Annotated in this window: 12 protein-coding genes; 5 read left to right on the top strand and 7 right to left on the bottom strand. The window is 61.7% G+C overall.

Going from position 1 to position 14,723, the window contains the following annotated elements; translation table 11 throughout:
- The first annotated feature begins 83 nt into the window (after window positions 1-83).
- Complete coding sequence (locus HBN54_RS08395) at window positions 84-1,463, top strand: sensor histidine kinase (protein WP_168672756.1); 1,380 nt, start codon at window positions 84-86, stop codon at window positions 1,461-1,463.
- 36 nt (window positions 1,464-1,499) lie between these two features.
- On the top strand, window positions 1,500-1,754 hold the full coding sequence (locus HBN54_RS08390) for a hypothetical protein (RefSeq protein ID WP_168672755.1): 255 nt from the start codon (window positions 1,500-1,502) through the stop codon (window positions 1,752-1,754).
- 59 nt (window positions 1,755-1,813) lie between these two features.
- On the opposite strand, the gene surE is transcribed toward HBN54_RS08390, so the two are convergent.
- Complete coding sequence (gene surE / locus HBN54_RS08385) at window positions 1,814-2,680, bottom strand: 5'/3'-nucleotidase SurE (RefSeq protein WP_168672754.1); 867 nt, start codon at window positions 2,678-2,680, stop codon at window positions 1,814-1,816.
- Between the two features lie 189 nt (window positions 2,681-2,869).
- Between surE and HBN54_RS08380 the strand changes: the two genes are divergently transcribed.
- Together HBN54_RS08380 and HBN54_RS08375 are read left to right on the top strand one after the other, a co-directional pair.
- Window positions 2,870-4,633 (top strand): M14 family metallopeptidase, encoded by a 1,764-nt coding sequence (locus HBN54_RS08380; protein ID WP_235955449.1) that lies wholly within the window; start codon window positions 2,870-2,872, stop codon window positions 4,631-4,633.
- A 306-nt stretch (window positions 4,634-4,939) separates the two neighbouring features.
- The gene (locus HBN54_RS08375; RefSeq protein ID WP_168672752.1) at window positions 4,940-6,757 is read left to right on the top strand and encodes an alpha-amylase domain-containing protein; all 1,818 of its coding nucleotides are present in this window, start codon (window positions 4,940-4,942) and stop codon (window positions 6,755-6,757) included.
- 166 nt (window positions 6,758-6,923) lie between these two features.
- On the opposite strand, the gene HBN54_RS08370 is transcribed toward HBN54_RS08375, so the two are convergent.
- The 4 genes from HBN54_RS08370 to HBN54_RS08355 all read right to left on the bottom strand — a co-directional run bounded on the left by HBN54_RS08370 (window position 6,924) and on the right by HBN54_RS08355 (window position 11,317).
- The gene (locus HBN54_RS08370) at window positions 6,924-7,391 is read right to left on the bottom strand and encodes a DUF4112 domain-containing protein (protein ID WP_235955448.1); all 468 of its coding nucleotides are present in this window, start codon (window positions 7,389-7,391) and stop codon (window positions 6,924-6,926) included.
- 111 nt (window positions 7,392-7,502) lie between these two features.
- Window positions 7,503-8,264 (bottom strand): COG4705 family protein, encoded by a 762-nt coding sequence (locus tag HBN54_RS08365; protein WP_168672750.1) that lies wholly within the window; start codon window positions 8,262-8,264, stop codon window positions 7,503-7,505.
- Window positions 8,265-8,530: 266 nt separating this feature from the next.
- Window positions 8,531-10,078: a sigma 54-interacting transcriptional regulator gene (locus HBN54_RS08360; protein WP_168672749.1), complete on the bottom strand. Its 1,548-nt coding sequence runs from the start codon at window positions 10,076-10,078 to the stop codon at window positions 8,531-8,533.
- A gap of 132 nt (window positions 10,079-10,210) precedes the next feature.
- Window positions 10,211-11,317 carry a vWA domain-containing protein gene (locus HBN54_RS08355; protein WP_168672748.1) on the bottom strand — a complete coding sequence of 369 codons (1,107 nt, stop codon included), beginning with the start codon at window positions 11,315-11,317 and terminating at the stop codon, window positions 10,211-10,213.
- Between the two features lie 165 nt (window positions 11,318-11,482).
- Between HBN54_RS08355 and HBN54_RS08350 the strand changes: the two genes are divergently transcribed.
- Entirely contained in the window at window positions 11,483-11,764 is a 282-nt protein-coding gene (locus HBN54_RS08350; RefSeq protein ID WP_168672747.1) for a DUF427 domain-containing protein, read from the top strand.
- Window positions 11,765-11,909: 145 nt separating this feature from the next.
- Here the strand turns inward: HBN54_RS08350 and HBN54_RS08345 are convergent, their stop codons facing one another.
- Window positions 11,910-12,890 (bottom strand): acyl-ACP desaturase, encoded by a 981-nt coding sequence (locus HBN54_RS08345; RefSeq protein WP_168672746.1) that lies wholly within the window; start codon window positions 12,888-12,890, stop codon window positions 11,910-11,912.
- 145 nt (window positions 12,891-13,035) lie between these two features.
- Window positions 13,036-14,703, bottom strand: a complete 1,668-nt coding sequence (locus tag HBN54_RS08340) for a hypothetical protein (RefSeq protein ID WP_168672745.1) — start codon at window positions 14,701-14,703, stop codon at window positions 13,036-13,038.
- Between the last annotated feature and the right edge of the window lie 20 nt (window positions 14,704-14,723).

The following is a 14,723-nucleotide window of genomic DNA, read 5'->3' as shown; positions in this document are numbered from 1 at the left end:
ACATTTAACAGCTGTTCAACCGGCAATTTTGCGCATCTGAACACATCAACCTGTTAAATGATAAATGTTAATTGTTAAATGAAATGAGACTCGAAGCCAAGCTTGCCCTCTTTAATGCCCTGTCCAAGCTGCTGCTGGTGCTGCTGGGGGCCCTGGTGATTCCGCCCATTGTGCAGCGCGTGGCCGTGGCCCACACCGACCTGTACCTGCGGGCCAAAAAGCAGCAGGTGCTGGCCCTCATTGCCCGCGATGGCCTGCAGGCGTTCGAGCGCGGCGAGCGGGCCGAAACCTATGCCGACTACAACATCTTCAAGCAGGAATACATTACCCTCACGCCGCTGGCCGCCGGCAAAGCCCTGCCGCCCGAGCACATCTTCGAAGAGCCCCGGCAGGTAGACCAGCAGGTGGAGGATTTTCGGATTTTGAGTTTTGCGCGGCCGGCCCAGGCGGCGGGCCAGCCGGCGTTTCGGGTCGAGATTGGCTCCTCCCTAGAAACGGTGGAGCTGCTGACGGGGACGTTGCGCAACCTGGCCCTGTGGGTGCTGGTGGCGGCTTCGCTGCTCACCGTATTTTCCGATGCGGCCTTTGCCCACTACCTCCTGGAGCCCCTGCGCGAGCTGACCGTGCGCAAGCTGCGGGGCATCCGGCAGCCGTCGGATTTTCAGTTTGAACCCATTGATACCGATACCACTGACTTCCGTCGCCTCGACGACCGGTTGAACTCGCTGATGCGGCAGGTACAGTCGGCTTTTGCCAAGGAACGGGAGTTTATGAGCAACGTGAGCCACGAGCTGCTCACCCCGGCCAGCATCCTGCAATCGCGCTTCGAGAACATGCTGCAGGACCCGACTTTGCCCGAGCAGCACGCCCAGCAAATCGTGGAATCGCAGCGCACGCTCTACCGCCTGCGCAACACCGTGCGCACCCTGCTGCTCATCGCCAACATCGAAAACGAGCAGTACCTGCGCAACGAATCGGTGCGCCTCAGCACCGCCGTGGCCGAGGTGGCCGAGGAGCTGGACGACCGCCGCCAGCAGCGCGACATTACCCTGGAAGTGGACATTGCCGGCGACGACACCCGCCCCCTCGCCAACGCCAGCCTGCTGCACACGCTGGTGCGCAACCTGCTCTCCAACGCCATAAAGTACAACCGCGAGGGCGGCAGCATTCGGGTGCTGGGCCGCCCCCTGTCCACCGGCGGCTACACACTGCGCGTGGAGGATTCCGGCCCCGGCATCGCTCCGGAAAACATCCCATATCTGTTCGACCGGTTTCGGCGCTTCAACTCCAACGCGCCCGGTTCGCCGGAGGGCTACGGGCTGGGGCTGCCCATTGCCCAGACCATTGCGGGCTTTCACGGGGCCACGCTGCGGGCCGAGTCGGAGGTAGGCCGGGGCACGGCATTTATCCTGGATTTTCAGCCGGCCACCAAATTATTGGTAGGATTCATGCCGGCTTCATAGGGGTACTGGTAGTTTCGGGAAGTCATTCTACTTTCCGTGCGTACTCTGCTTAAAATCCTTCTTGGTAGCCTATTGCTGCTGCTGCTGGTGGCCTTGGGTACCGAGGTAGTGGCCCTGCACCGCAGCGCCTTGCCCCTGCCCGGCCAGACGGCCCCGCCGATGGTGGTGCGCAAATCGACCACGGCCCCCATGCCGCCCAAAACGGTGCGGCTGGTGGTGGCACATCACCCCCCGCCAGCCCGCCCGCGCAACGCGGCGGTCCCCGTTCACCACAACGCCCCGGCTGATTAGCCGGGGCGTTGTGGTTTCTCTCATCCTAAGCTCCGCTCAGGATGGCACATATCAATTGGCTACTCCTGGTTGGCTACTCCGTAATCTTCCGAGGATATGGGCTGGGGTGGGGTGGCCACTTCCTGCGCTTCGGGCAGGGGCAGCTGCCACTGCTGGCTGAGGTGGGCCAGGCCATGCACGGCAGTGAGGTCGAACTTGCAGGGCACGATGGACACGTAGTTGTGGGCCAGGGCCCACTCGTCGGTGTCGGTGCCGGGGTCGAGGTTTACGAACTGGCCCACCAGCCAGTAGTACGGGCGCTGGTAGGGGTCGAGGCGGCGGTCGAATTCCTCCTGCCACTTGGCGCGGGCCTGGCGGGCCAGGCGCAGGCCGGCAATGGGCGTTTCAGATTTCTTGGGGATGTTCACGTTGAGGGCCGTGCCGGCGGGGATGCCGTGGTCGAGGGCGTGGCGGCATACCTGGGTCACCCATTCGGCCGTGTGCGAGAAATCGGCGTTCGGGCCATACTCGCAGAGGGAGAAGCCCACGGCGGGCAGGCCTTCAATGGCCGCTTCAATGGCCGCCGACATAGTGCCTGAGTACAGCACGTTTACCGAGGCGTTGGAGCCGTGGTTGATGCCGGACACCACGAGGTCGGGGGTACGGTCTTTGAGGACATAGTGCTTGGCAATTTTCACGCAGTCGGCCGGGGTACCGGAGCATTCGTAGGCAGCCACCTCGGGGCCGAACACCGGGTTGTTGGTAAGGCGCAGCGGGTGGCCGATGGTGATGGCGTGGCCCATGCCGGATTGCGGCGAATCGGGGGCGACGACCACCACTTCGGCCCCGAGGGCCACCATGGCTTCGACGAGGTAGCGGATGCCGGGGGCAGTGATGCCATCGTCGTTGGAAACGAGAATGAGGGGACGCGGGAGGGCAGCGGACATGGGCAAGGGGTGTTTGGATTAGGGCAAAGGTAGGTGGGCGCTTTGCAGGGTACGAACTAGCGCAAGTAGCGTGTAGTAGCGCGAACTTTGTAGTTCGCGTTCCCGCGCCGTTGCAACGATTGCAAACGGCGCGGGGACGCGAACTACAAAGTTCGCGCTACTATGTTCATCCTGCTCCTTGCTTCGCTCATGACCCTCGCTCCCACCCCACCGGCCCCCGCTCCGGCCTGGCGCACGCCCTTCGAGAACGACCCCGCCGGCAATACCACGGCCACCTATACCGAATGCATTTCCTACTACCAGAAGCTGGCCGCCGCCTACCCGGCTTACCTGCACCTGGCCGAGGCCGGGCCGACGGATGCCGGCCGGCCGCTGCACGAAGTGGTACTGAGTAGTGCGGTAAGCTTTAGCTTGCCGTCGAAGGAAAGCCCGGACGGCAAGCTAAAGCTTACCGCACGCAAGCCCGTCTTATTCATCCAGAACGGCATTCATCCCGGCGAGCCGGAGGGCATCGACGCGAGCATGATGCTGGCGCGGGACCTGATGCAGCAGCCCCGGCTGCGCAAGCTGCTTGAAGCGGTGACGGTCGTCATCGTGCCCGTGTACAACATCGATGGGATGCTGAACCGGAACTCGACCACCCGCGTGAACCAGAACGGGCCGGTGGCCTACGGCTTCCGGGGAAATGCCCGGCATCTGGATTTGAACCGCGACTACATCAAGCAGGAATCGCGCAACGCGCAGTCCTTCGCGGCGCTGTTTCAAAAGTGGCAGCCCGACGTGTTCGTGGAAACGCACACTTCCAATGGGGCTGACTATCAATACACCATGACGCTTATTGCCACCCAGCACAGCAAGCTGGCCCCGGCGCTGGGCACTTTCCTCCAGGGCCAGCTGCTGCCGGCGCTGTACCAGGGCATGGAGAAAAAGAAATGGCCGATGACGCCCTATGTCGACTTTGAGGGCCAGACGCCGGAGAGCGGCCTGCGCGCTTTTCTGGAGTCGCCGCGCTATTCTACCGGGTACGCGGCGCTGTTCAACACCATCGGCTTCATGCCCGAAACGCACATGCTGAAAGCTTTCGCGCCCCGCGTGCACGCCACCTACGACTTCCTGCTCACCATGCTGGAAACCGTGGGCCAGCAGGCCCCTGCCCTGGCCGCCGCGCGTACCCTTGCTGCTGCCGACATGGCCGCCCAGACCACCTTCCCCCTCGCCTGGGCGCTGGATGAAACCCAGCACGAAACCGTGCAGTTCCGGGGCTACGAGGGCCGGATGAAGCCCAGCGATGTGAGCGGCCAGCCTCGCCTCTACTACGACCGTACCGCGCCCTTCACCCGGCCCGTGCAATATTTCAACACCTTCAAACCAACTGCCACCGCCGGCCGGCCCACGGCCTACATCATTCCCAAAGCCTGGACCGAAGTGGCCGATATCCTGCGCCGCAACGGGGCCACGCTGGAGCCACTGACCCACGAGGTGACCGCGCCGGTGGAAACGTATTACTTCGAGGATTTCAAAACCACGCCAAAGCCCTTCGAGGGCCACTACGTGCACAGCCAGGTGCGCCTGCAAACCCGCCCCGAAACCACCACCTTTCTCCCCGGCGACCTAGTGGTGTACCTAAACGATGCCGCCCCCATCCGCTACCTGATGGAGACGCTGGAGCCGCAGGCCACCGACTCCTTCTTCGCCTGGGGCTTTTTCGACAGCGTGCTTCAGCAGAAGGAGCATTTCTCCGACTACGTGTTTGAAGACCTGGCCGCCGACCTGCTCCGCCGCGACCCGAAGCTGCGCGAGCGGCTGGAGAAACTCAAGCAGGACAACGCGGCTTTTGCCGCCAACGGCCCTGCTCAGCTCGAATGGGTGTACCAAAGCTCGGCCTACCACGAGCCCGGCCACAACCGCTACCCGGTGGCGCGCTGGCTGGGTGTGGGCAAGCTGGGCGAGTAGGGCCAGCACCGCCCGCCGGGGCGCAGCACTTACCACCCGGGCAGCCCGGCACCGCTGGAGCCAGACACGTTGAAAATATTTCAAACAAGGCCTATATTCTGAGCAAACGTTTGCATTATTTAATTTTTTTAGGCAATATTTTTATGATATTAGCAAGTGCAATCGTTGTGCTTTGGAGCGAAATACAATTTCCGGTATCGATTGTGGGGGTAAATTAGCAGGAATGCAAATGCCAAAATCCTATACTTTAATAGGATTTAGCCAGCGCTATACCTTTCGGCTTCACACTCCAATTCCCACCACTTTATGACACACTTTCTCCGCGGGGCAGCCCGCGCATCGCTCGCTGCTGCCCTGTTGCTGACGGGCTGCGCAAAAGAAACCCTCACGCCGGGCGCAGGCGCGCCCACCGCCGTGGCCCCCGCCACCTCCAACGCCACCGTGGTAAATGGGGTGATGATGCAGGGCTTCTACTGGGACGTGCCCACCAGCACACCCGCCGGCACCTGGTGGCAGAACCTGGGCAGCAAAGCCACCGAACTGAGCCAGGCTGGCATCACGGCCGTGTGGCTGCCGCCGGCCTATAAGGGCTCCGGCGCGCTGGACGTGGGCTACGGCGTATATGACCGTTACGACCTCGGCGAATTCAACCAGAAGGGCACCGTGGCCACGCGCTATGGCACCATCGGGCAGCTGCAAAGCGCCATTGGGGCGCTGCACGGCCAGGGCGTGCAGGTATACGAGGACATGGTGATGAATCACTTCACTTCGGCCGATGCCCAGGAGCTGGCCAATGGCCAGTACAACGTGTACACCAGCTTCACCTACCCCGGCCGCAACAATACCTATAGCAACTACCAGTGGCACTGGGGTAATTTCACCGCCACCCAGCAGGCTCCCAACAACGGCTGGTACCAGTGGAAAGCCTACGACTTCCAGCCCTACGCCAACGGCGACGCCTACGATAACCTGCTCGGCTCCGAGATTCAGTACAACAACAACCCTTCGAACGTTAACGAAACCATCGGCTGGGGCAACTGGATTACCACCAAACTCAGCCTCGACGGCTACCGCCTCGATGCCACCAAGCACATGTACACGCCCTTCGTGAACCAGTGGCTGGATGCGGTGAAGGGCACCAGCGGCCGCTTTGCCGTAAGCGAGGCCTGGTTTCGCAACCTGGGCGACATGAACAACTACGCCGCCAGCACCGGCGGCCGTACCAGCCTTTTCGACGTGCCGCTGCACTACCTGTTCAACGACATGAGCAACGGCAACGGCAACTGGGACATGCGCGGCCTGCAGTTCGCCGGCTTCACCGAGGCCAACGGCGCGCTGTCGGTGAGCTTCGTCGATAACCACGACACCGACCAGACCGGCGGTGCGCTGTTCTCGCCGGTTTCCAACCTGAAAATGCTGGCCTACGCCTACATTCTCACCCGCGACAAGGGCTACCCCTGCGTGTTCTACCGCGATTACTACGAGTACGGCCTGGGCGCGCAGATTAAGAAGCTCATCGCCATCCGCAAAGCCAATGGCTACGGCGCGGCCGCCGAGTACACCAGCGTGAACGATGCCAACGTGTATGCCTACTCCCGCGCCGGCGACGCCTCGCACAAGGGCCTGCTGGAGCTGTTGAATGACGGTGGCAGCGCCGCCAGCAAAGGCATTACCACCCCTTTCAAGAGCGCCTCGCTCACCGATGCCACCGGCAACAACGCCGGCACCATCACCACCGATGCCAACGGCTACGCAGTGTTCCCGGTAGGGGCCCGCTCCTACGCCGTATGGGTGCCCACCGGCGGCACCACCACCCCGCCCCCCACGGGCGGAACCACGGCCGTAGCCTTCAACGTGAATTACAGCGGCACCGTGAGCGGCCAGGATGTGTACGTGCTGGGCAGCACCGCCCAGCTCGGGGCCTGGAACACGGCCAACGCCATCAAGCTCAGCGGCGCGGCCTACCCCATCTGGAAAGGCACCATCAACCTGACCAGCGGTACTTCGGTCAGCTTTAAATACATCCGCAAGGACGCGGCCGGCAACGTGCTGTACGAGGGCGGCGCGGACCGCACCTTCACCCCCACCGGCACCAGCCAGACGCGCAACGACACTTGGCAGTAAGGCCTGGCTTTTGCGACACATTAGAAAGGCGGACCGAATGGGTCCGCCTTTTTTTGTATGTGCAAGACGTTATGGCCGGCAAATCTTTCCTTTTTGCTTGATATTAGGAAAAATTCTATCAGCCAGACGGCGACCTTATGCGAATGGATGTCTCAGCAGCAACTCCTTAGCTGAGCTGGTGCCAGCCCCAGCGCAGCAGCACCACACTGCCCCAGCCCACCAACCCCACAATGGCCACCAGCACCACCAGCAATAGCAGTATCAGGCCCCGGCCGCTGCCGCCGTGCCGGCCCTCGGCATAGTGGCGGCGCAGCAGGGCCACGTTGCGCTCGTTGCTTTTGTAGGCGAAGTCGAACACGTTGCCGAGGATGGGAATGCCGCCCACCACCGTATCGATGAGAATATTGAGCGCCATACGCACCACTACCGCCCCGCTGGCCCCGTGCCGCACCATGGTGAGCAGCAAGGCGATGGAAACCACGGTGGTCGATAAATCGCCGACCACGGGCAGCAGTCCCAGCAGCGGGTCGAGCCCGAAGCGGAAGCGGGTGCCCGGCAGCTGAAACTGGCTGTCCATGAGCCGGGCCACGCGCTCGACCCAGCGCAGACGCTCATCGGCATCTAAAGAAGGCAACGGTAGTGGTGGCTGAGTTCGGGGAAGCATAAGCAGGGCTTTCGAGGCAGTACGTACATCGACGACTAAACGATGGCCCACGCGGCGCCAAACCGGCCCGACGGCCCGGGCCTAGCGGGCCGCGATGCTGCCCGGCTCAGCCACGCCCGCCGGCTTGCGGCGCAGCGTTTCATACAGCACCAGCGCCACCAGCAGCCCAAACAGGATGAGCGAGGAGCCTTCGGTACCGAAGCCCAGCCCCTGCTTCGCGGTGGGCTTGGTGAGCAGGTCGCCAAACGTGGCCCCAAACGGCCGCGTGAGCACAAACGCCGCCCAAAACAGCAGCACCCGCGAGATTCCGGTGAAGTAATAGGCCAGCACCAGCACCGCCAGCAGGCCGCCAATGAGCAAGGCCCCGCCCCCAAAGCCCAGCCCGGAATCATCGGCCAGAAAGTCGCCCAGGGCCGTGCCCAGCGTGTTCGACACCAGAATGGCGGCCCAGTAAAAGACCTCCCCGGTGCGCGTCCTGATTTCGGTGACGGACAGCGACTTTTCGCGCAGCCACCACAGGCCCAGCACCAGTCCCAGCAGCGACACCAGAATCAGCGAGCCGGTGGCGTAGCCCAGGCCTAGGGTGCGGTCCATGTAGTCCGACATGGTAGTACCGGCCGTGCTCGTGGCCAGAATGGTAGCCCAGTACAGCGCCGGAATGTAGTGCGACACGGCCAGCTGCCCGGCCAGCACCAACAGAAAAATGCCCAGCAGAATAAGCGAGCTGGTGCCGTAGCCCACGTTCATGGTTTGGGCCAGCAGGTCGCCGGCGGTTTCGCCCAGCGTGGTGGCGCAGATTTTGGTAATCCAGAACAGCAGGGTGACTTGGGCGATTTTATTCATGGGAGAGCTTACCGTGACGAAAGCGCGAAAGTTGCCGCAATTCCTGTTGATTTCCTGTTGTCGGAAAATTCCCCTCTGGTTAAAGAGAATTATCCGCAAGGTGTAGAGACGCGTCCTTACGTCTCTCCGTTGAACGACAGAAGATGGCGCGAACACCGGGATGCGACATGACACGGTGCGGACGCCGAGACGCAAGGATGCGTCTCTACACAAAAGCCCCGCGTACCATTCAGTACGCGGGGCTTATTTCTGACGATTATAGGCAATTACCGGCGGCGGCGCGGCTTTTCCTCCTCGTCCTCGTCGTCCTCATCCTCGCCGAAGGTAGGCATGGTGAACATCGACGACAGCAAATCCTTGAACTGCGCGCCGGCCGTGAGGCGGTTGCGCGAAATCAGGCTGTGCTCGCTCAGGCCGTGGAGCAGGAATTCCATGAGGAAGTAGGTGTGCTCGGGCGTTTCGTTGGGGTGCAGCTCGGTTACGATGTCGCGCAGGCCGGGCACTAGGTCGAGCGCGTGCTTGTAGTCCTCGGTGCTGGCGTCGTGCAGCAAATCCAGCGTGTGGCCGTTGCCGAACCACTCCTGAATGGCCTTGTAGGGCGACACCCGGTTCTTGAGTTTCTTGCTCTTGTCGGGGTCAGGGAAGTAGTTCAGGAACAGCGTGCGGATGGCCTTGCCCATCAGCTTCTCAGCCACGATGCCCGCACCCTCCTGCTCGCCTTCGTACACCAGCTCCACCTTGCCCGTCACGGCAGGCACGGCAGAAATAAAGTCGCCCAGGCGCACGTAGGTATTGGCTTCGCCGTTCACCAGCGCGCGGCGCTCGGCCCCGGCAATCACCTGCTCGTAGGCCGAGATGGTGAGGCGGGCCGACACCCCCGACTTGGCATCCACGAACTCGGAGCCGCGGGCCTCTACGGCCACTTGCTCCACGAGGTCGTGGATTACTTCGTTGCTGGTCACCATGCCCTTCTGCTCGTCTTTGATGCGGGCTTCCTGCTTAGTGATGCGCTTGCCGATTTCAATCGACTTGGGATAGTGCGTGATAATCTGCGCATCAATCCGGTCCTTGAGCGGCGTCACGATGCTGCCCCGGTTGGTGTAGTCCTCCGGGTTGGCCGTGAACACGAACTGGATATCGAGCGGCAGCCGCACTTTAAAGCCGCGAATCTGGATATCGCCTTCCTGCAGAATATTGAACAGCGACACCTGAATGCGGGCCTGCAAGTCAGGCAGCTCGTTAATCACGAAAATGCCCCGGTGCGCCCGCGGAATCAGGCCGAAGTGAATCACCCGCTCGTCGGAATACGGCAGTTTCAGCGTGGCGGCTTTAATGGGGTCGGCGTCGCCGATGAGGTCAGCCACCGATACATCGGGCGTGGCCAGCTTCTCGGTGTACCGGTCGTTGCGGTGCATCCAGGTCACGGGCGTGTCGTCGCCGTGTTCAGCAATGAGGTTTTTGGCGAAGACGGACAGCGGCTGCAGCGGGTCGTCGTTCAGCTCGGAGCCGGCCACTACGGGCATGTACTCGTCAAGCAAATTGATGAGCAGGCGCGCAATGCGGGTTTTGGCCTGCCCGCGCAGACCCAGCAGGTTGATGTGGTGCCCGGCCAGAATGGCGCGCTGCAACTCCGGAATCACGGTTTCATCGTAGCCAAAAATGCCGGGAAACACGTCCTCCTTCAGACGAAGCTTACGAATGAGGTTTTCCCGCAGCTCAGCTTTCACCGTGCGGGGCTTGTAACCAGACTTTTTCAGCTGACCGAGGGTGGTGATGTGGGCGGAATGATTAATTGGAAGCTGGTTGTTGGCCATGAAAAGGGTTAAATTGTCATCCTGAGCAGCGCGAAGGACCTTACCACGTTCGCACTGGTTGAAATAAGTGGCACCGACGAATGCAGCCGTGATAAGATGCTTCCTTCGTCAGTATGACAGGAAAGTTGGGGTTTACAGCGTCTTGCGCCGGTTTTTCTTGTAGTCTTCGAACACCAGGTGGCCCAGCCCTTTCAGGCCCGAATAATACGCCTTGCCCTGGTTCACCTCCGTGAATTCCTCCACGAACTTCTGCAAGTACGGGTCGGAGGTAATCATGAACGTGGTGATGGGGATTTTGACGCGGCGGGCGGCAGCGGCCAGGTTCAGGGTCTTGTTCACCACTTTGCGGTCGAGGCCGAAGCTGTTTTTGTAGTAGCCGCCGGCTTCTTTCAGGCAGGTGGGCTTGCCGTCGGTAATCATGAAAATCTGCTTGTTGGGCGTTTTGCGCTTGCGGAGCAGGTCCATGGCCAGCTCCAGGCCGGCCACGGTGTTGGTGTGGTACGGGCCGACTTGCAGGTAAGGCAGGTCCTTGATTTCAATCTGCCAGGCATCGTTGCCGAACACGATGACGTCGAGGAAATCCTTGGGGTACTTCTGCTTCACGAGCTCGGCCAGGGCCATGGCCACCTTCTTGGCCGGCGTGATGCGGTCCTCGCCGTAGAGAATCATCGAGTGCGAGATATCAATCATCAGCACGGTGCTGGTCTGGGACTTGTGCTCGTTTTCGCGCACTTCGAGGTCGCCCTCGGTCAGCATAAACTCGTCGCTTTCCATGCCGTGGTTCAGCTGGGCATTGCGGATGGACTCGGTCATCTGAATCGACTCCATGCTGTCGCCGAAGCGGAACTCGCGCAGGTCGGTGCTCTGCTCGTCGCCCTGGCCGGTGTGGGGCGTGCGGTGGTTGCCGGTGCTGCTCTTTTTGAGCTTGCCAAAAATCTCCTCCAAGGCCGATTTGCGGATGCCCTGCTCGGTTTTGGGCGTAATCTTAAATTCGCCCTTCGCTTGCTCATTCTCATCGATGTAGCCCTTTTTCTTCAGGTCATCGATGAAGTTGCCCATGCCGTAGTTGTCATCGGTTAGGCCGTACTGCTTGTCAAGCTCATTGAGCCATTGTAGGGCCTCGCCCACGTCGCCGGAGGTGATGGTAACGAGCTGCATAAACAGCTTAAATAACGACTCAAAGCCCTTTTCGGGCTGGTCTTCGGGAATAAAATCGCGGAAGCGGAAGCCAACGGCCATAGCAAGGGATAAGGGGAAGGGAATAGAAAATACGGGCAGTATGCTACCGTGCAACCCGGACTGATAAACCCCTGGGCCCGTATTAATGTTCAGTCTTGGCGAGTGGCGCGGTTCTTTGCTGCCAACTCCATATTCCTTATTCCCTGCTCCCCTATTCCCATTCAAATGAAAGCCATCTGGAACAACACCGTTGTGGCCGAGAGCGACAACACCGTAGTGGTCGAGAACAACCACTATTTCCCCGCCGATTCCATCAAAAAGGAGTTTTTTGAGGAAAGCGTGGCCCAAACCAGCTGCCCCTGGAAAGGCCGCGCCAGCTACTACTCGCTGAGTGTGAACGGCGAAAAGAACAAAGACGCCGCCTGGTATTACCCCGAGCCGAAGGACGCCGCCAAAGAAATAAAAGGCCGCGTAGCCTTCTGGAAAGGCGTGAAAGTGGAGAAGTAATCGCCGCCAGCATTACTACCGAGCGCCAGAACGTCGGGCCAATGCTGGCTTTGATTAAGGTTTTGGGGCAGCTATCGCCAAATGACAAAAGCCGCTTCCCAACATGGGAAGCGGCTTTTTTTGGTTTTCAGGCAGTAGCGCGGGGCTACGAAATCCACTTGAACTTGTATTCTAGCTTGGGCACGGCCATGCGGTCGCTCACGCGGCGCAGGCGGTTGGGCAGGGCCATCACGTAGTCGCGGGCCTTTTCGGCCTCGCCGGTGAGGCCGCCAAGGTGCTCAATGTCCCAGTCGGCAATGAGCGAATCGAGGATATCGGTGTAGTCGGCGCTGGTGTACACACCCAGGCGCTGGGCAGCATCGGTGAAGTGACCGAAGGTTTTGCCCATCTCCACGCCCATTTCGCGCATGTAGTGGGCAGGCATCACAATCTTCTTGCGCATCATGTCCTCGAAGGCCAGCATCATTTCCGAGGGGTCGTACTTGAAAATCTCGGTCACGAAGGACTTGTACACGCGGGCGTGGCGGTTTTCGTCGCCGGCAATCATGCCGCAGATTTTGGAGAGCTGGTCGTCGCCGGCGGTGCGGGCCAGCTGACCCACGCGGCGGTGCGAAATGTTGGTAGCCTGCTCCTGGTAGCTCGTGTACACAAAAGCACGGTAAGGGTCGTTGGCCGTGCCGAGGTCGAAGGCGTCGTTGATGAGGAACTGGGTACTCACCTCAAACTCGCGCATATTCACGCGGCCGCTAAGGTAGAGGTAGCGGTTGAGGAGGTCGCCATGGCGGTTTTCCTCGGCCGTCCAGCCCCGAATCCACTCGGCCCAGCCGTTGTTGCGGTCGCGGTTGATGTTGTCGAGCTCGTGGAACCAGGCTTCGTAGTTGGGCAGGGCCTCCTCGGTGATGGTGTCGCCGATGAGCACGGCCAGCAGGTCGTAGCTGAGGCTGCCGGCTTTCTCGCGCAGCTCTTTTACTTCGTCAAAAAAAGTATCGCGGCGCGAATCGGGCAGGAAATCGGCGGGCTGCCAGCTTTCTTCCACACTTTTGAGGAAGGTGCTCATGTTCGATTTCACGAAGCCTTCCATCTGTTGCAGGACTTCGCTGCGGGTAGTCGATATGGAGGTTTGCATGGAAATGGGGCAAAAAAAGCGTGAGGGGTTAATGAAGAAACGCTTTTCGCGCAACAAAGGTCTTACTCAACCGTAGGGGGGCGGGTATAAGATTATGGCATTGTGACCGATTCGGCACCTGAAAAGTGCCTTTGCAGCCTCAATATCACGGATTATTCGGCCTCTGAAAGTGGTACACCCGCACCCACGAGTCGGGGCCGCAGGGTATTGCGGCCGCTTCGGGGTAGAGCAGCAGGCGCGGCCCGTCCAGGCCGAAGCGACGGCTGAGCCAGTGCGCCGTTTCGGGGCTGAGCACCCACAGCGCCTGGGGCGACACCCCAAAAGTAGGCCGCCGGGCCAGCCGGCGGAGGCATTCGGTCTGGTCGGTGGTGCCGGTGAGGGCCTGGCGCAGGCGGGCCTGGGACGCATCGTGCGAAGACCAGCCGGTGAGCAGCAGCACCGGGCCGGGGCCAAGGGAATAACCGCGAAAGGGCGAGAGGCTTTTCAGCAAATCGTTGGTGCCGGCCAATATGCGAACCGCGCCGCCACTCCGGGCCTGAATGTAGCGCAGGCCGCTTTCGTGCTGGCGCCTCTCCTGGCTCAGGACCTGGTGGCGGTGCCAGGTTTTGGCCCCGTAGAGCAGCCCCGCCACCGCCCCGGCCAAGGCGAAGGCCGGCCACACGAACGCCGGCATTGCCCGGCGCGCCGAACTCTCGGTTGGCTTCAGCAGAAATGCGCCATTGGCCAGCAACCAGAAATCGAGAATGGGCAGCTCCAGTCGCGGGGGCAGCTTGAGCCAGCCCGCCAAAAAAACCAGCATCCCGGCAAAGGCCGCCTGCACCAGCCAGAAGGCCCCCGCGAACCCGGGCCGACGCCCGGCGGCCACAGCCGTGGCCGCCAGGGCCAGCAGCAGCGGGAAATAGTCGCGCAGCAGCAGGCCGGCGCGCAGGTACAGCTTGGCCGGCACTTCCCGGGCGAGAAAATCGCGCACGTCGAACTGGTAAGCCCGCTGGCACATTTCCTCGTTCACCACGGTCACGTCGCCCATCAGCCACAGGCTCAGGGCAGCCGTGCCTAGGCTATCGGCCGGCGTGCGCGGCTGGGGCCGGAGCTGGTCGAAATCGAGAATACGGGCAAAATAACGGTCCCGGGCCTGGGTGTGGGCCTCGTTGGGCGTTTGAACTGCGGCGGCCAGCAGGGTAGCCAGCACCAGCACGGCCACGCTGCCAGCCAACGTGGCCCGCGCCTGCCGCCAGCTGCCGGCCAGCCATACCGCCGCCGGCAGGGCAACCGCCAGCCCCATTACGGCCAGGCTGGGCCGCATGCACCACGCGGCCAGAAGCCCCACAAAGCCCACTGCCAGGGCTTTCCGGCTGCCCGGCCGCTGCGCTGCGAACAGCACCGCCGCGCCGGCCAGCAGCAGCGCCACCCGCACGTAGCTAAACCACAGCCAGTGCTCGACCCAGGCCAGCCCAAAAAAAACCACCAGCGCCAGGGCTACGCCCCCGGCCCGCCACCGCGGCCGCAACATCTTATCCAGCACCGCGAAGGTCAGCACCGTGGCCAGCAGCAGGCCGCCCCCCAGCAGCAGGCCAAACCACGGCACGGTGGGCACAGCCGTGTAGGCGGCCGCCAGCGCATGCCCAAACCCGTGGAAATAAAGCGGCACCGAAGGCACCGGCCGCAACGCAATGACGCCCGAAAACAGCCATGCCAGCAGCAAGTCATCGCTGGCTTCGAAGTAGCTGCCCAGGCCGGCCACCGTTGCGGCCACCAGCGCCAACGGGAGCAGCGCTACGCGAATAAAAACGGTGAATCGGGCGGAAAGCGGCACGGCGGCAAAGTGAATGAAGC

The sequence above is a fragment of the Hymenobacter artigasi genome (assembly GCF_012275535.1).
In the GTDB taxonomy this organism is placed as follows: Bacteria; Bacteroidota; Bacteroidia; order Cytophagales; family Hymenobacteraceae; genus Hymenobacter; species Hymenobacter artigasi.
The sequence above is the reverse complement of the archived record's forward strand: the minus strand, read 5'-3'. Positions and strand labels throughout refer to the sequence as shown.